At 37.6% G+C, this 16,151-nt stretch carries 17 protein-coding genes; 10 read left to right on the forward strand and 7 right to left on the reverse strand.

Features of this window, described 5'->3' with window-relative positions:
- The first annotated feature begins 176 nt into the window (after positions 1-176).
- Positions 177-1,166 (forward strand): zinc-binding dehydrogenase, encoded by a 990-nt coding sequence (locus R3X26_RS12045; RefSeq protein WP_317717570.1) that lies wholly within the window; start codon positions 177-179, stop codon positions 1,164-1,166.
- 53 nt (positions 1,167-1,219) lie between these two features.
- Here the strand turns inward: R3X26_RS12045 and R3X26_RS12050 are convergent, their stop codons facing one another.
- From R3X26_RS12050 to R3X26_RS12070, 5 genes are all read right to left on the reverse strand, one after another.
- Entirely contained in the window at positions 1,220-2,410 is a 1,191-nt protein-coding gene (locus tag R3X26_RS12050) for an L-dopachrome tautomerase-related protein (protein ID WP_317717571.1), read from the reverse strand.
- Positions 2,411-2,530: 120 nt separating this feature from the next.
- The gene (locus R3X26_RS12055; protein WP_317717572.1) at positions 2,531-3,157 is read right to left on the reverse strand and encodes a bifunctional 4-hydroxy-2-oxoglutarate aldolase/2-dehydro-3-deoxy-phosphogluconate aldolase; all 627 of its coding nucleotides are present in this window, start codon (positions 3,155-3,157) and stop codon (positions 2,531-2,533) included.
- A complete protein-coding gene (locus tag R3X26_RS12060) occupies positions 3,157-4,089 on the reverse strand; it encodes a sugar kinase (RefSeq protein WP_317717573.1) in 933 nt (310 codons plus the stop codon). The genes R3X26_RS12055 and R3X26_RS12060 overlap by 1 nt, the downstream gene beginning before the upstream one ends.
- 71 nt (positions 4,090-4,160) lie before the next feature.
- Positions 4,161-4,817 carry an RraA family protein gene (locus tag R3X26_RS12065; protein WP_317717574.1) on the reverse strand — a complete coding sequence of 219 codons (657 nt, stop codon included), beginning with the start codon at positions 4,815-4,817 and terminating at the stop codon, positions 4,161-4,163.
- Positions 4,818-4,876: 59 nt separating this feature from the next.
- Complete coding sequence (locus tag R3X26_RS12070) at positions 4,877-5,836, reverse strand: C-terminal binding protein (protein ID WP_317717575.1); 960 nt, start codon at positions 5,834-5,836, stop codon at positions 4,877-4,879.
- A 213-nt stretch (positions 5,837-6,049) separates the two neighbouring features.
- On the opposite strand from R3X26_RS12070, the gene R3X26_RS12075 reads away from it, so the two are divergent.
- The 6 genes from R3X26_RS12075 (at position 6,050) to R3X26_RS12100 (ending at position 11,143) form a co-directional block, all read left to right on the forward strand.
- Positions 6,050-7,027 (forward strand): TRAP transporter substrate-binding protein, encoded by a 978-nt coding sequence (locus R3X26_RS12075; RefSeq protein ID WP_317717576.1) that lies wholly within the window; start codon positions 6,050-6,052, stop codon positions 7,025-7,027.
- Positions 7,028-7,087: 60 nt separating this feature from the next.
- Positions 7,088-7,627: a TRAP transporter small permease gene (locus R3X26_RS12080; protein ID WP_317717577.1), complete on the forward strand. Its 540-nt coding sequence runs from the start codon at positions 7,088-7,090 to the stop codon at positions 7,625-7,627.
- The gene (locus tag R3X26_RS12085) at positions 7,627-8,931 is read left to right on the forward strand and encodes a TRAP transporter large permease (RefSeq protein ID WP_317717578.1); all 1,305 of its coding nucleotides are present in this window, start codon (positions 7,627-7,629) and stop codon (positions 8,929-8,931) included. The genes R3X26_RS12080 and R3X26_RS12085 overlap by 1 nt, the downstream gene beginning before the upstream one ends.
- 106 nt (positions 8,932-9,037) lie before the next feature.
- The gene (locus tag R3X26_RS12090; protein WP_317717579.1) at positions 9,038-9,697 is read left to right on the forward strand and encodes a GntR family transcriptional regulator; all 660 of its coding nucleotides are present in this window, start codon (positions 9,038-9,040) and stop codon (positions 9,695-9,697) included.
- A 10-nt stretch (positions 9,698-9,707) separates the two neighbouring features.
- A complete protein-coding gene (locus R3X26_RS12095) occupies positions 9,708-10,574 on the forward strand; it encodes an EamA family transporter (RefSeq protein ID WP_317717580.1) in 867 nt (288 codons plus the stop codon).
- A 272-nt stretch (positions 10,575-10,846) separates the two neighbouring features.
- Entirely contained in the window at positions 10,847-11,143 is a 297-nt protein-coding gene (locus R3X26_RS12100; RefSeq protein WP_317717581.1) for a PTS fructose transporter subunit IIB, read from the forward strand.
- 136 nt (positions 11,144-11,279) lie between these two features.
- On the opposite strand, the gene R3X26_RS12105 is transcribed toward R3X26_RS12100, so the two are convergent.
- A complete protein-coding gene (locus tag R3X26_RS12105; protein WP_317717598.1) occupies positions 11,280-13,145 on the reverse strand; it encodes a fructose-specific PTS transporter subunit EIIC in 1,866 nt (621 codons plus the stop codon).
- Between the two features lie 210 nt (positions 13,146-13,355).
- Between R3X26_RS12105 and R3X26_RS12110 the strand changes: the two genes are divergently transcribed.
- Positions 13,356-13,658, forward strand: coding sequence for a PTS fructose transporter subunit IIB (locus R3X26_RS12110; RefSeq protein ID WP_317717599.1), 303 nt, complete (start codon positions 13,356-13,358; stop codon positions 13,656-13,658).
- 8 nt (positions 13,659-13,666) lie between these two features.
- Entirely contained in the window at positions 13,667-14,443 is a 777-nt protein-coding gene (locus R3X26_RS12115; RefSeq protein ID WP_317717582.1) for a PTS sugar transporter subunit IIA, read from the forward strand.
- A gap of 34 nt (positions 14,444-14,477) precedes the next feature.
- Here R3X26_RS12115 and R3X26_RS12120 read toward each other — a convergent pair whose 3' ends face one another.
- A complete protein-coding gene (locus tag R3X26_RS12120; RefSeq protein ID WP_317717583.1) occupies positions 14,478-15,326 on the reverse strand; it encodes an AraC family transcriptional regulator in 849 nt (282 codons plus the stop codon).
- 383 nt (positions 15,327-15,709) lie between these two features.
- On the opposite strand from R3X26_RS12120, the gene R3X26_RS12125 reads away from it, so the two are divergent.
- On the forward strand, positions 15,710-16,150 hold the full coding sequence (locus R3X26_RS12125; protein ID WP_317717584.1) for a PTS sugar transporter subunit IIA: 441 nt from the start codon (positions 15,710-15,712) through the stop codon (positions 16,148-16,150).
- Position 16,151: the final 1 nt, after the last annotated feature.

Genomic DNA, 16,151 nt, shown 5'->3' on the forward strand with positions numbered 1-16,151 from the left:
TCTATGAGGGTAGGAAGCTAAGTGGGATTTATACTATACGTTATGAATTGAGGATCTACTTGTTGTTTCGTTTACAGAAGAAAATTGCGTACTGTAAAGCGTAGTAATATAATAAAAAATTATTGTATTACTAATGTCTAATTGGCTATTGGGCATCAATTGACGAGGAAAGAGCAATGCAGTCCATTACATACCAAAAATCCACGGATACATTTGCTTTAAAAGAACTCCCTGTTCCGACGCTTGAAACTGAAATGGATGTTGTTGTAAAAGTATTTGTTGTAGGGTTGAACCCTGTCGATACCAAAGTGAATATCTGGAACAGTATAGTCGACAATATGGATGATAGTTTTGTTGGTGGACTGGATGTTTCTGGTGAAATTGTTGAGGTTGGATCTCAGGTCACTGATTGGAAAGTAGGAGATCAAGTACTTTATCATGGTGATATGCGACGAGCTAGTGGCGGTTTTGCTCAGTTCGCTGTCCATGATAGTAGAACTCTGATTAAAAAACCTAAAGTAAGTCATGAAGTTGCAGCTGCTACTCCATGTGCAGCCTGGACGGCTTATAGAGCACTATATGATAAAATAAAAATCGCGGGAAGTAGGAGTATCTTTATTGCAGGTGGTGCAGGTGGTGTAGGTAGTTTTGCAATCCAGTATGCTAAATTGGAAGGTATAGAAACCATTATTACCACCAGCTCAGAATCGAAACATTCGTATGTAAAGTCTCTTGGGGCAACACATGTGATTGACTATAGAACTCAAAATGTTATCGACGAAGTAATGAAAATAACAGGAAATTTAGGCGTAGAGTATTCGTTGGACTGTGTGGGAGGTGACAACGTCACTATTTGTGCAAATGTTCTAGGTTTTGAAGGTGAAATGGTCGAGTTAGTTGATGTAGTAAATCCTACTCTAATTGTAGGCGCCAAAGCTAATGGACTAAGTTTCCATCAATTAAGTTTGGGGTCTGGTCATGTAAATGGTGATAAAGGCCGTAGTACTATTGTGAATACGGGATTGGCTGTTTCTAAATTATTGGAAAACGGGCGGGTTGACGTTCCAGAACTACAAGTTATCTCGTTACCTGAAGTACCCCAGATGCTGAAAGAAATGAGGAACAAAAAAACATTGGGTAAAGTTGTAGTAAAAGTCGCAGAATAATTGTAAAAAGCTCGGTTTTATATCGAGCTTTTTAGTTAGTTTACAGTTTATAACTATTTCGCTGTGTAGGATTTTTTGTCGACATCTAATTTCCAAATTTTAAAATTAGATGTTTTGGGATTTTTAAAGTTCATTTTTCCATCAACAAAAGTATGGAGGTTGTTGGACGAAATGTATAGTTGGTTATCTGGTCCCCAAGCTAATGTATCTGGCCAAACCATATTCTCATCGTAAGTTAGACGAGATACATCCCCAGTTTTTCCATCCCGTTTCATTATGCCGTTAATTGTTAAGCCAGTCATATATAAGTTATTATCGCGGTCAGCCGTCATCCCATCAGTATTCGAAGGAAGATTTGTTACCGTTTTCACACTAGCTTGAAGCTCTGCTTCTGAACGCTTAAAATCTCTTAAAAGAGCAGTTTCAATTGAGTAAAGTGTATTACCTGTTAGGTTAGTCCAATATAGTGTCTTTTTATCGCCTGATAATGCGATACCATCTGCACCTGTTAGCATCGGATTTTGTGATAATACAGGCTTCCCATTGATGTTAAAAAAGAAGTTTTTATCATTGTTGGTGAACTTTGTTCCTGATAAGACTCTTTTTGCAGTGTTTGTATTGCTATCATAAACGATTAGTCCACCGTCGAGTGGTTGACAGAGAATACCTGAATCAGTGATATAAGCAAAGCCAGAGTCGTTGTCAACGGCAACATCATTTAAGAAAGAACATGTTCTACTAGAGTCTTTATCTGTAAACTCGTAACGTTGGATTTCCTTATTTTTTCCAATATCCCACAAGATAAGCTTTTCATCACCAGCCTTAGTTGGTTGATCTGCTACGTGGCCTTGATCAAGGATCCACATTACGTTGTCCCTATCGATTTCAAATCCTAAAACGGCTTTTAAACCTTTTGGATTATTTATATCGTTTAGTTCTTCTGATGGATATGGGACTAATGAATAGCCGTCACTTGTTTTGGTTAATTTAGATAGTGTAGCGGGTATATCAGGCCCTCCCCAACGCGCAGTGGTTACATACAGTTGACTTTCCTTATCGACCTTTACACCTTGCATCAAAGCTTTTCCATATAGCTGGCTAGTTTCCCAGCGCTGTTTTATTTGCTTATCTCTTATCAAATATGGTAGCGCATCCCATTCTGCAACGATTTCTAATTTTGGTTCAGGAGCGGCAATCACTGATGCTGAGAGTAAAGTAAGAGTGAGAAGTGATTTTCCTTTCATTTTTATATCCTAATGTTATTGGTGTTATTGGTGTTATTGGTGTTATTTTTTTACTTATAATTTGGTCTCTAGCAAACCCTTTGAAGCAGAGTTTGCTAGAGTGAATGTGCCAACCTATTGTTAGGCAACAAGTGCTATTGCATTTTCGATCAATGAACGTAGTTCTGCCCATTTTCCCTGAGATATTAATTTCTTATCTACCATCCAGGAACCTCCGCAACATATAACAGAAGGCAGTGCTAGATAGTTATTAATGTTAGAGGGTGTGATACCACCGGTTGGCATAAACTTGAGTTTACTGTATGGAGCAGAGACTGCTTTTAAGGTTTCCACTCCTCCATTCGCTTCTGCTGGGAAGAACTTAACTGTCGTTAGTCCTAAACTCATCGCTTGCTCCATCTCACCCGGAGTAGCGACACCTGGAATTATATGTATTTTTTTTGATACGCAGTAACGAACAGTCTCTGGATTAAAACCAGGTGATACGACCAATTTTGCCCCAGCTTTAATAGCTAAGTCTGCCTGTTCTTTGCTTGTGATAGTTCCAGCAATCAATAACATCTCTGGGAAATGTTCATTTATTGTTTTGATGGCATCTAATGCACAAGAAGACCGAAGTGTTAGTTCAGCTATTGGTAATCCGTTCTGTATTAAGGTTTCAGCCAACGGTAGTGCGTCATTTAGATTTTCAATCTGAATGACAGGAACAACTTTAGCTTTTGCCAACAATTCGATTTCTGTTTGCATTAGTTGGTTACCTTAGATTTAAACGCAGTAACTATCTCAGCAGATGGAATAGGTGCGACAGCCCCATATCCTGTTGTTGTTAAAGCAGCTGCGCAGTTTGCATATATTAAGGATTCTTCTAACGATTGTCCTTTTACTACTTGGCTTAAAAAAGCACCTGAGAAGCAATCTCCTGCACCTGTCGCATCTACAGTATTAACTTTATGCCCAGTGGTGGTGAACCGTTGATCTGCTGTTGCTACCATCGCTCCTTCTTTACCCATCTTAAGTACAATTACTTTGGCGCCAAGGTTCAGGTAATAATCTGCTATCTTATTTGCGTCATCCAGACCAGTTAAGAGTTGTGCTTCATCAAGGCTTGGCAAGCAAAAGTCTACTTGTCGAATAGTTTCATGAATAATTGCTTTTGCACGTGATAGCGGCCAGAGTTTTAATCTTAGATTAGTATCGAAAGATACTTTAGTACCACTCGATTTTGCTATCTCAATTGCTTGAAATACTGCATCACTTGAAGAGTCGCTTATCGCGTGTGTAATTGCGGAGGTGTGTAGTAATTTCGCACTTTTTATCGCATCTTCAGGTAATTGTTTTGGTGTAACAAGTGAAGCAGCAGAACCTTTACGATAAAACGTAAAATGGTGTCCTCGATCATCATGAGAAATAAAGTAGACACCAGTTGGGGCATAGGAATTTCTCACGACAAAGTCGGTATTAACTCCTTCTTTTTTCCAAAGATCGATAAATTGGTCGCCAAATACATCATTTCCAATGTGTGCAAGTACTGCCACTTTTGCACCTTGACGCGCAGCACTGATTGAGAAATTTGATGTGTCGCCACCAAAACCACTTAGATAAGAGATTGTTTCTTGTTGACCAGGTATTTGAGAAAGCTCAAATAAGGGCTCTCCAAATGAAATAATATCAATAGTCATTTTTGTTGCCTCATGTTGAATAGTTGGAAAGCGAAGTTTTAAGCTATCCAACTAGTAGGGATTTCAGAGAGTTAGATTCGGCCATATTTAGCGAGACCATCTCGCAGAGAACCACTTTCGATGATTAGCTTAGCCTGTTCTAGTTCACGTGAATCGATAGACTGAGACTCACGAAGAACCGCTTCAACATGTTCTTGAGGTACACACACAACGCCATCAATATCACCTACAATTAAATCTCCAGGACGAATAAGTGCTTCTCCGATTTGGACTGGTTTGTTAGCTGCGACTGTTTTGAAACGACCTAATGTTGTGCCCGGTGAAATGGTTTTGGAAAATACAGGGAAATCGTAGTCACGGCGGATTTCGTTAATATCGCGCATGCCGCCATTTAAAACTGCACCTTCGTGTTTGTTAGCAACAGCGCCAGCGGTCATCAGTCCTCCCCATACTGCGACGGTTTCAAGTGCTTTGTCACCAGATATAACTACGACGCCACCTTCTTGGGATTCATCGATTGCGTCCAGTGCATGTTGAGGTGGCATTTTTTCTAATGTAGCTTCTTCTACAATAGTAATAGCGTAGCCAACGATTTTTTTATCATTGATACGGTTTTTTATATCAAATGGGAGATACATGGTCTTACCTAAAAGCAGATCACAGGCATCTGCAATAGAAGCTGTTGAAAAAATGTCGCGATATCCTTCAATGATTTGTTTGCTATACATGATTTTGTCCTTTGTTGATAAATTTAGTATTTAGGTGTGAGAATATGTAAGTGATGAAACTATGGATTAACCCAACTGGCTGGTTCTGAACCTTCGAACACACGAAGAACTTCCTTTGCGCCTTTGTGTTGAAGTTCAACAACAGATTCTTCGGTAAACCAAGCGGTATGATCAGTACAGATTGCGTTTTGTAACGTAAGTAAAGGGTTTTCGAGAGGAACAGGTTCGGTTTCAAATACATCGATACCTGCAGCATGGATTCGGTTTTCGTTTAAAGCGTCAAATAAAGCTAGTTCATCCACTAGACCACCACGGCTAGTATTTACGAGTACAGCCATGGGTTTCATTTGACGGATGAGGGTTTCATTAATCATATGATGCGTATTTTCGTTTAAGGGGGCATGCAGAGATATGAAGTCAGCTTCTTGTACGAGTGTATCTAGCTCAACTTTAGTAACTCCAGCTTCTTCGGCCTGTTCTAAAGTAAGTGCGGGGTCAAATACAAGAGTTGAGCAAAATCCTAATCCGGAAGCTTTTTGGGTAAAGCACCGGGCAATGCGACCAAAACCGACTACACCAAGAACCTTACCTCCCATTCTAGGAATTGGTTCTGCTTGACCAATCCCCCATTTTCCGTTGTGGACATCCCGATCTCTAGTTACTACACGTCGAGTAGCTGATACCATTAATGATATTGCATGTTCAGCTACATCTTCTGAGCCATAGTCGGGTACGTTTGCTACATAAATGCCGTTGTTTTTAGCATGATTAAGGTCGATGTTGTCTACACCCACACCATATCTCACTATGACTTTACACTTTTGTGCCGCATCAATTATTTCTGCGTCCACAATAGCTTCTCTGACCATAATGGCATCCGCGTCTTTCACTTCTTTTAATATTTGATTTTTTGGTGTTCCAATTTTCAATACAGTGAATTGGGGATCAAAAAAATTCAGCACCTTGGCTTCCTCTGTGTAATCGAGATATCCAGGTTCAATAACTACTACTTTTTTCATGGTTATTCCTTGAATCTAACATGTTAGTTTTTTTGTATTTAAATTTGTAATCTTAATTTCCGCAATGTTTAATGTTATTTTATGTGACTATTGTCACTAATATAGCACTTGAAATTGCTAACAAACAGAAAGTATGACTGTGATCACTTAAATTCAGTAAGCTATCAGGCGAGAATGAGTTGGAAAACTGAAATGTCAAAAAGGAATATTATAATGAAAAAAACAACCCTATGTCTTGCTCTTTCTATCGCAGTTTCGGGCGTAATTAGTACACAGGCTTTCGCTGAGACACACATTCGTGTTGGTCATGGAGCGGCAGACACTTACCACATGCATAAAGCTTGGGTGAAATTTAAGGAACTTGTTGAAAAAGATTCCGGGGAAGAGATCACGGTTGATATTTTTCCTAATGGTCAGATAGGAGGGGATCGGGAGTTAACTGAAGCTGTTCAGTCAGGCATTGTTGATATGACTGCCCCTGTTGTTGAAGTTATGGCTGGTTGGGATCCGGCATTTTCTGTTCCTGGTCTTCCGTACACTTTCGTTAGTAGAAAAGCAGCACTTGATGCGCTTAATGGTGAATTTGGTCAAATGCTACTTGATAAAGTAAGTAAATTTGGAATCAAAGGCTTGGGCTGGATGGAAAATGGAATCCGCAATATAACTAGTAATAAATGCCCTATTGAGAAGCCTTCGGATCTAACCGGTGTAAAAATTAGAACCATGCAAGTTGAAGCTCATATGGATGCATTTAAAGCAATGGGGGCGAATCCAACTCCAATGTCTTTTAATGAGGTGTACTCTGCACTTCAACAAGGTGTTGTAGATGCACAAGAAAACCCACTTGGTCATATTTATTCGTCACGTTTTTATGAAGTGCAAAATTGCTTAACTCTTTCTGGCCATGTCTATTCAACTCATATGGTGCTAGCAAATCCAGATTTCTACGAAGGGCTGTCAAGTTCAGAAAAAACAATAATTGATTCAGCTCTTACGCGCGCAATAGATTATCAACAAGAAGTAATTGCCAGTGAAGAACATGAGCAATTAGCCGCGATTAAAGCAGCTGGAGTTACGATAACAACACTGTCTGACGAAGAAGTGGCGGAATTTCAAAAAGTGACTGCGCCAATTCGCGAAAAATACACGAATTTAGTTGAGCCCGAATTGATTAAAGCACTAAACAAGTAAAAACCATCGGAGGCATGACTTGATCAGCTTCGATAACTGGTCAAGTCAGAGGAATTTTAAATGAAATGGTTGAAACTAATTGACGAAAACGTAGAAGTTTGGCTGATAAATTTTTTGTTAGGCAATATTGTTTTCTGGATATTTTTACAGGTAATCATGCGCTACATTTTTAGTAATTCATTATCCTGGAGTGAGGAGTTTGTTCGGTGGTGCTTCATATGGTTTATTTGGGTTGGAGTTAGCTATGGATTTAAGACTCGAAAACATATATCGGTTACAGCGATGGTTAACCTGTTTCCAAAGAAATTGTTGGATATTGTTAACTTGATTGTGAACTTTGTTGTTTTGTGGTGCATGGTCAAATTGTTTATATACGGATGGGATCAAATCAGTAACCCAATTATTGCTCGCCAAAGTTCAGTTGTTCTTTATTGGCCTCTTTCAGAAACGCGCGTAAGTATGCAATGGTTATATGGTTCTCTTCCTGTTGGTGCTTTACTTAGTGCTATTCGCCTAATTCAGAATATACATCAGGATGTTTTGTCGTTAATGAAAAAGCCCGATGCCGATACTAAATTGTCGCATCAAGGAGGAAAATAATGGTCACGTTCACTTTATTTGGCGTTTTTTTACTATTAGTTTTGCTTGGTGCACCTGTTGCAATTTGTCTTGGTGTATCTTCATTAGTTGTATTGGAGTATTTGCCGAAAACTCCAAATATAGCTTTGCTAGCAAAAAGTGCGGTTATGGGAGGGAATTCCTTTCCTTTAGTTGCTATCCCTTTATTTGTTCTTGCTGGAGAAATTATGCAGCGAGGTGGTCTTTCTTCGCGAATAGTTGGAGCAGCATACAGCCTGGTGGGGCACTATAAAGCAGGATTAGCCTATGTAAATGTGCTTGCAAGCATGTTTTTTGCTGCTATCTCCGGCTCGTCACCAGCAACGGTTGCGGCTATCGGTTCTAACATGATTCCTGAGATGGAGCGTGTAGGGTATAAACGACCATTTTCTGCAGCGATCACTGCTTCAGCTGGTATTACAGGGGTAATGATTCCCCCTTCAATACCTCTTATTATTTACGGAGTGACAGCAAATCAATCTATTGGAAAGCTATTTCTTGCGGGGGTAATTCCTGGGCTGTTATTTGGTCTTGGATTTATGCTTGTTGCGAAATTGAATGTTAATAAAAACCTATTTCCAGCAAGTCGAGCTTCAAATAGTATGGAGCAGGCTATTTCACCTAATGGTGTGAAAAAAGGATGGCGAGATCACTCGATCTGGGCGTTAATCGTACCTGTGATTATATTAGGTGGTATATATGGTGGAATTTTTACACCAACAGAAGCTGCTGGTGTAGCTGTTGTATATGCATTATTTGTAAGCCTTTATATTTATAGTGATTTAAACGTAAGTGATCTAAGTAGCGTGTTTCTAAAATCAGGGTTAACTTCGGCAACAGTACTTGTGATGGTAGTAATGGCTTCTTCTTTTGGAAGGTTGCTCACGTTAGAGAGAGTGCCAGTAGAAGTTGCTAATGCCATAACTTTGGTATCTGATAATCCATTAATTGTATTGTTGTTAATCAACCTTATGCTCTTAATTGTCGGTATGTTTATGGAAACCATCGCTTCTATTATTATTTTAACACCAATCCTTCTACCGATAGTTCAACTTATGGGAGTCGATCCTATTCATTTTGGCGTTATTATGACTGTCAATTTGGCAATTGGTTTTTGTACTCCGCCGCTTGGAGCAAATTTATTTGTGGCAACAGGAGTTGCAAATGTTACTTTGGAGGAGTTAGTAAAAGCGATTATACCGTTCCTTTGTGCCATGTTAGTAATGCTTTTGTTTGTGACCTTTTTTCCTCAGATTTCTCTGTTTTTACCATCTATTTTATTGTAATTAAGAAGATTTAATGTGTTTGGGTACTATTTAATCCTCTTTTATTTGACAAATTGACATTTTAGATTTGGTTGTTAATATATTATAATACAAATAAGAGGGTGAAATGATGGTTGAACTGATGAAACAAGATCTTCTAAAAGATGTTATTTATCGACGGATCCGAGAAATGATTATTGTTGGCACTTTGCCTATGGGTATGAAAATTTCTGAGACGGTTCTGGCTAAGAAGCTTAACGCAACTAAATCTCCAATCAGAGATGCATTGAAAAAATTACAAAGTGAAGGTTTAGTTCAAATAAGGCCTAAAAGCGGCACGTTTGTATTTAGTGTTTCGGCGAGTGATTTTAATGAGCTTTTAGAATTTCGTTATTTCATTGAATCGGAAGGCTTACAGTTAGCATGGAAAAATAATTCTAAGCAGTTGATTCAAGAACTTTGCTTTATCTTGGATAAAATGGAGGTTTGTTTGCATAATTCTAGTACTTTGGAATATCTAAATTTAGATAATCAGTTCCATCAAACAATCATTTCTTTATGTGGCAATCACTACTTCCAAGAATCTTATTCTCTTATTTCGGCAAGGATGGCTACAGCACGAAACCACCTTGGTGGTAACGATGAACACCTTCAAAGATCTTATGAACAACACGTATCCATCGTTAGGGCGCTTCAAGATTCTAAAATCAATGATGCTCAATATCAATTGACTTGCCATATTCTTCCTGAGCATGGAGCTTATTGGAGTTCGACTAACTTATTATGAGATATTTAAAATGCTCTTAGGCGTATTTTCTAGTTTTCTAGGGGCGTTTTTTCAAGCACTTAATTATATATTAACTCAGAATTGCCAACAGAAAAATGGTATTGATGGAGTAAAGTTACTTGTTGCGGTTCATGTTGGAATCGGTTTATTGGCATTAATTCCGACGGTAGTGTTAGGGTATTGGCAGTTAGTGACACTAGATTTGATATGGGACTTTGTATTAATAAATTTTCCGTATTTAGTTGCCCAGTACTTGCTAATAATAGCTATTAGATATAGTGATGCTTCTATTGTTTCACCTTTACTAGCCCTTAAAATTCCAGTCTTAGCCATTATTTCGGTTTTGTTTTATCAGGCTGGGTTTTCTACCATTCAATGGATGACTATTGGGATTATTTTAGCTATTGCTTGGTATTTCTCAATGTTATCCGGTTCAATAAATATTAAGCCTCTTTTGTTGATTTTTGGTGCTAGTGTTGGTTATAGCCTTTCTGACATGGCAATTACGAATCTGTCTCATAAGTTACTGGATGGCTCACCGGTAGAGCAGTCTTTTGCAACAATTTGTGTTAACTATTTAGCATGCGGTGTTATGAGCATCCCGTTAATTCGGCCTATGAAAGTAACTATTGCCACTGTTTATCACGCAAGGTGGGTAGCATTAGCATGGTTTTTTGCTGTGATTTTTTTAATACTGGGTTTTAACATCTCAGGAGTCGTGTCGGGGAACATAGTACAGTCATTACGAGGTGTCATCGGTGTTATATTCGCATATGTGTTATTTCGCAAGCAAGTTGATCAACCAGTGGCTTTATGGAGGAAAAAACTCTTTGCAGCGATGGGAATGTTTGTTGCGGTCGGACTATTTTACTGCTAACTATTTCGAGGTGATGTTGAGTTTCAATTTTATTCCCCGGTACTTTTAAGGATGATGTGGATTTTTTATAGAGGAAAAGCCTCCATACTTTTTATCTACATATATAACAATTCTAATTAGATTGATATCTAACTAACGTCTATTACCGTTATTTTACTGACTTTATTATATGAGTTACTCAAAATAAAGGTATGTTGGCCACACTAAGATATTTGTTTAAAACGCAGGTTAGGTTAACTATTCCTCATGGTAGTATTCAATGGAGAGTAAAGATGAGAATCGTCGCAGTGACGGCATGTCCGACAGGAATTGCACATACTTATATGGCGGCAGATGAACTAATGAGAGAAGCGCCAAAACTCGGTATAAAAATAAAAGTTGAGACTCAAGGAGCATTGGGTATTGAGAGACCACTTTCGTCGCGTGAAATTGCCCAAGCAGATATTATTTTGATTGTATCTGATATTGATATTGCTCATTTTGATCGCTTTACTGGGCGTAAAATGATGCATGTTTCAATAGAAGACGTTCTGTTAAACGCTAAAAAAGTTTTATCCGCTTGTTATTGAAACTAGTTCAAGTATATGTGTGAGCGCAAAAATAGGTAGTTTCATCACATCTCAGCAGTACTTTTTTATGTGTATTATCTTTGAACTGGTTATAAGCAAAGTGGATAAACTTCATTCAAGATGAGAGCGTTAGTTTTTAATTGACTTGCCATTGAATTAGGGTTTCTGCGTTATGCATAGCTTCTTTTGTACCCACATCAACACATTTTATATTCTCAAATCGTTCAGGATCCTTAATCGCTATATCATGAGCAAATATAACAAATTTTGCTTTCTCAATATCTTTTGGCGTTATTCTATTACTAATTCCATTAGCTCCCTGTGTTTCTATTTTGATTTTAATGCCTAGAGCATGAGCTTTTTTTTCGAGTGACTTTGCAGCCAAAAAAGTGTGCGCTACACCTGAAGGACATGCGGTTACTGCTAATATATCTGCTTCTCCTTCATTTCTAACCGCGAAATTTGTGTTGATGTTCGGCCTTTCTTCAGTATCTTCAATAGCAGTTTTTTTTAGTAGTATAACAATCAATGCAGTTGTAATGGTTCCAAGAATTGTTCCAATGATGTAGCCAATTTTTCCATCTACCACTGGTAGTACAATCCAACCACCCCAAGGAGCATGGTTAAGGGCATGAAACATAAATCCGGTTATAGTTCCAACAATACTACCGGCTATAACAGCTGGTAGTACTCTTGTAGGATCGGAGGCAGCGAATGGAATAGCGCCTTCGCTTATACCAATCATTCCCATAATACCTGCTGCCTTCCCTGCTTCTCGTTCATCTTTTTTAAATTTTTTGGGTGAAATCAATGTTGCTAATGCCATACCAAGTGGGGGTGTACATATTGCTATCCCAACTCCACCCATTAACCAAGGCTGAGTGTTTACTTGTGTTTGAGCAAAGAGTGTGGCTATTTTATTAATTGGCCCGCCCATATCAAATGCAGTCATAGCACCTAATACAATTCCAAGTAAAATTTTGCCAGAGCCGGCTATCTCAGCCAGCCATAGATTTATTGCTGACATTGCATTGGCAATAGGAGCACCTATAATCCACATTACAGCTGCACAAGTACCAAACGTACCAACTAATGGGTAAATGAAAATACTCCCTAATGAACTCATGTTATCTGATAATCGAATTTTTTTTAATGCTAAGACAAGAAAGCCAGAGAAAAAACCGACAGCAATAGCTCCTAGAAAACCTGTATTATACTCATTTTCTGCTATCCAAGCTCCTATCATGCCTGGTGCTAGGCCTGGTTTATCTGCAATTGAATAGGCGATATATCCAGCCAAGACAGTGGTAAATAATGTTAGACCTGCAATTCCCATTTTTGCTACATCCGCTAAGATACCTTTATCAGGAACTGCTCCTTGCCCTGAAAGCATTACAGATAGTGAGAGTAAGACCCCACCTGCGACGATGAAAGGAATCATATGAGAACTACCAAATAAGAGGTGCCCTTTTAATCGTGCTAGTTTTTTCTGCCAGGGCGATATTGCCTCCGTGACGATAGGAGAAGAGGTTTCTAAAGTTGAATCGGTGCTTTGAGTGCTTGTTAATAAAGAGTACGCTTGTTCAATTGTTTCTGCTGCTTTGAGTTGGTCAATAAATCCTTCTTCTATAAGTTTGGTGGATACTTGAGCAAGCACTTCAATATGTTGATAGTCATTATGCATTGGTGAAGCTAGCATAAAAAATACCGATGATAACTCTCCGTCGTCAGAACCGTAATCAATTCCTGTTCGGTTAATCCCAATAACTACCGCTGGTTCTTTAACCGCAATACTTTTTGCATGAGGGATAGCTATTCCGTCATCAAAGCCTGTATTTCCAATTTTCTCACGTTTCCAGATATCGGCAAGAAACTGTTTTTCATTGGTAAGTTTTCCTGTCATTTTTAACATTTGAACAAGCTCTTTTAACACTGAACTTTTCGTTTGTCCTTTTAAATCTAAACAGATTAGTTTTGGATCTACAAAATCAGTAATGTCCATAGGTTCCATACTTTTTTGCCTTCTAATATTACGTATAAATTGTAGATTAACGATTCCAATAAGGTCTTAATATAGGACCCAAGGTGCATTCACTAGATTTTTGTAGCAATTGAATAAGTATGTGATATGTACCTTACGAGATATGTGCCAAGGGCAAAGGTTTTCCGTATATCATGATAAACTATGTACAAAAAATTAACGGTGATAATGATGAGAATCGTAGCGGTCACGGCGTGTCCTACAGGGGTTGCACATACTTATATGGCAGCCGATGCTCTTGAAAAAGAAGCGCTAAAACTCGGTGTGAAAATTAAAGTAGAAACTCAAGGAGCAATGGGGATTGAGAATAAACTATCACCTCGTGATATTAGTCAAGCCGATAAAGTACTAATTGTATCAGACATCGATATTGAGTTATTTAATCGTTTCAAAGAATGTAATCCAATAAAAATTCCGATAGAAGATGTATTAATAGACGTGCACAAAGTTTTTCGAATTCACTGTCGAAACTAGTCTAGAAAATGAATGAGTATCAAATCACATTTTTTGTTGACGATATAACAGGTAATTCTTATATAATATCGCCATTAAGGCAATTGGAAAAAAAGTTCAAAAGTACAATTCGAATCGTCAACATTACGAGAAATCGTAATGCGGATTTATCTATTCCTGTAGCAGTGCTTCAAGTTGGATTGATGAAAGGAGATTTATGCCAGATAACTGCGGTTGGTATTGATGCTGAGCTTGCCTGTTTTGTTTTTAAAGACATAATTGCAGAACACTATGTTTTAATTGGTTCTCACATTAATGATAGATTTTCAAATCAGCTTATACGACGTGTTCCACAGATTTCTCCGCCCTGTAAAATTAAGTGGTATTATGTAAAGGCTCAAACTGAACTAAACAAAGAAGAGTGCCTGAAAGGTCTTGCACAACTTGTGTATTCTGGACAATCTGAAAATTTGTTATTTGCACTTATGAAACGTGAGGAACGTTCGTCTACCTGTGTATCACAAGGGATAGCATTGCCACATGTAATATTCAATAATATTGATAGTCTATCCATTGCTGTTCTTACTACTGATTTTCCGATCGACTGGTCTTCTAAATTTGGTCACGTACAGCTAGTGATTACGTTGATACTTCCCGCTGAACCTTCAAAAAATCAGATTGTCTCGGCAACGAACTTAACTCGAAACTTGCTCAATGGGCAAATCACGGAACGTCTTCGTAAAACACGAAACAGTGCTGACTTACAAGCTTTGCTTATGTACTTATCATCTAGGTTACTTAAATAGGACTTTAGCTATATACTATATTTCATATACTACATTAATTGACGTGACGATATTCTGTTGGTGTTCGGCCTGTGTTGTTTTTAAAGACTCGGCAAAAATAGTTCACATCTTTGAAACCACAACGCGTAGACACTTCACTCAATTTAAAATTGTATTTTTTCAAGATAAATTTAGCTCGGTCAACTCGAACTCTAGTTATATATTCCGCAAGCGTCATGTGACCTTGTTGTCGAAATAAACGAGATAGGTGATTTGATGAAATACAGAATTTTCTTGCGATACAGTCACGATGAAGTGGACTATGAAAATTTTCTTGAATATAAATACAAATACCGTGATAAAGATCTTTTACTCGATCATGGGTTGGTTCTTCAATAGGCGTATTTAATATGGCTTTACTCTGTTGAAGTACAGCCTGTAGTAATAAATCATCCATTGGCTGTTTATTTTTTTCTTTAGCCAATGAGCTTAAAGCGTCTAAAATATTGTTTATTACAAATCCAGATCGGATCTGAATACTATGTTTTCGAATATCATGAAAGTTATTTTCTCCTTTCCGTCTACTGACAAAGCTCAGTCCAAGTTGACTCCTCCCAAAAAGCATACTTAATACTGAGCAATCGCGATCGCAATTCCAATCGGGTTTGTTCCAACAATTGGGAGGTATAAATATTGCATCTCCTTTACACGCTACTACTTTACTTATTTTTCTATCATGATTCTCCATTTCATTAATATATTCTCCATTGATAACCAGTTCCAACCTAGGAAAGTTGACTTGATAGCTGAATGCTGGTGGCGTATGAATGTCACTAGCGAAAAATATATTACTCGATGAGGTACGTTCAATAAGTACTGATGAAATAAGGTCTCGAAAAAACATTCTATGCATTCCTAGCGTGCATAACCAATATTCAAGATAAATTAGCCAGAATAAGCTATTTTATCGCAATTAATTAGTCATTAAAAAGTTACATTAATCCAGTTTTTGGTTCAATTATACAGTAAAAATTGTTATGTCTTCCCAGTTTTTAAATTTGTAAATTATAAAAAATATAGACTAATAAGAAAGAGGTTTGGTGTATTTATTACCTATTTTACCTCGTTTTTAGTTTGGTTGTGATACATGAGAGTCGTTTTGTTGACATTCTTCACATTTAATTATAGATGGTACAATAATGAAGTGAATGTTGTTTTTTTCCTATTTCTGATTTTATTAACATGAGATAACTTTATTTAATACTTCAATACAGAAAGAGTTTAAATATGATTATCGATTTAATAAATACAAGATTAATTACAAAAAATTTACAAGCAGAAAATAAAAAAGACGTTTTTACAGAATTAGCAAATATGCTATTTCAAGATAATCGTATAAATAGCGTGAATGATTTTATAAATGACGTTGAAAAACGTGAGTCTGTAAGTGTCACCTCAAGTTTCGGTATTGCATACCCACATGCTAAGAGTAAAGCAGTAGTTGAGCCAGCTATCGCTATTGGTGTGAAACAAGAAGGTATTGAATATGATGATGAAGATGGTATTAATCCAACTGTATTTTTTATGATCGCATCTCCAGATAACAATGCTGACCACCATATCTATGTTCTTCAAGAATTATTCGGAAAATTCGGTGATGAATTTATTGAAGAAATCCATAAAGCAAAAAATGAACAAGATATTCTAAATATTTTAATCAATTCTTAAG

The sequence above is a fragment of the Vibrio sp. TH_r3 genome (genome assembly GCF_033101115.1).
GTDB lineage: Bacteria > Pseudomonadota > Gammaproteobacteria > Enterobacterales > Vibrionaceae > Vibrio.

Coding starts and splice junctions, on each gene's coding strand:
- R3X26_RS12045 (WP_317717570.1), top strand. CDS start 177: ATGCAGTCCATTACATACCAAAAATCCACGGATACATTTGCTTTAAAA.
- R3X26_RS12050 (WP_317717571.1), bottom strand. CDS start 2,410: ATGAAAGGAAAATCACTTCTCACTCTTACTTTACTCTCAGCATCAGTG.
- R3X26_RS12055 (WP_317717572.1), bottom strand. CDS start 3,157: ATGCAAACAGAAATCGAATTGTTGGCAAAAGCTAAAGTTGTTCCTGTC.
- R3X26_RS12060 (WP_317717573.1), bottom strand. CDS start 4,089: ATGACTATTGATATTATTTCATTTGGAGAGCCCTTATTTGAGCTTTCT.
- R3X26_RS12065 (WP_317717574.1), bottom strand. CDS start 4,817: ATGTATAGCAAACAAATCATTGAAGGATATCGCGACATTTTTTCAACA.
- R3X26_RS12070 (WP_317717575.1), bottom strand. CDS start 5,836: ATGAAAAAAGTAGTAGTTATTGAACCTGGATATCTCGATTACACAGAG.
- R3X26_RS12075 (WP_317717576.1), top strand. CDS start 6,050: ATGAAAAAAACAACCCTATGTCTTGCTCTTTCTATCGCAGTTTCGGGC.
- R3X26_RS12080 (WP_317717577.1), top strand. CDS start 7,088: ATGAAATGGTTGAAACTAATTGACGAAAACGTAGAAGTTTGGCTGATA.
- R3X26_RS12085 (WP_317717578.1), top strand. CDS start 7,627: ATGGTCACGTTCACTTTATTTGGCGTTTTTTTACTATTAGTTTTGCTT.
- R3X26_RS12090 (WP_317717579.1), top strand. CDS start 9,038: ATGATGGTTGAACTGATGAAACAAGATCTTCTAAAAGATGTTATTTAT.
- R3X26_RS12095 (WP_317717580.1), top strand. CDS start 9,708: ATGCTCTTAGGCGTATTTTCTAGTTTTCTAGGGGCGTTTTTTCAAGCA.
- R3X26_RS12100 (WP_317717581.1), top strand. CDS start 10,847: ATGAGAATCGTCGCAGTGACGGCATGTCCGACAGGAATTGCACATACT.
- R3X26_RS12105 (WP_317717598.1), bottom strand. CDS start 13,145: ATGGACATTACTGATTTTGTAGATCCAAAACTAATCTGTTTAGATTTA.
- R3X26_RS12110 (WP_317717599.1), top strand. CDS start 13,356: ATGAGAATCGTAGCGGTCACGGCGTGTCCTACAGGGGTTGCACATACT.
- R3X26_RS12115 (WP_317717582.1), top strand. CDS start 13,667: ATGAATGAGTATCAAATCACATTTTTTGTTGACGATATAACAGGTAAT.
- R3X26_RS12120 (WP_317717583.1), bottom strand. CDS start 15,326: ATGTTTTTTCGAGACCTTATTTCATCAGTACTTATTGAACGTACCTCA.
- R3X26_RS12125 (WP_317717584.1), top strand. CDS start 15,710: ATGATTATCGATTTAATAAATACAAGATTAATTACAAAAAATTTACAA.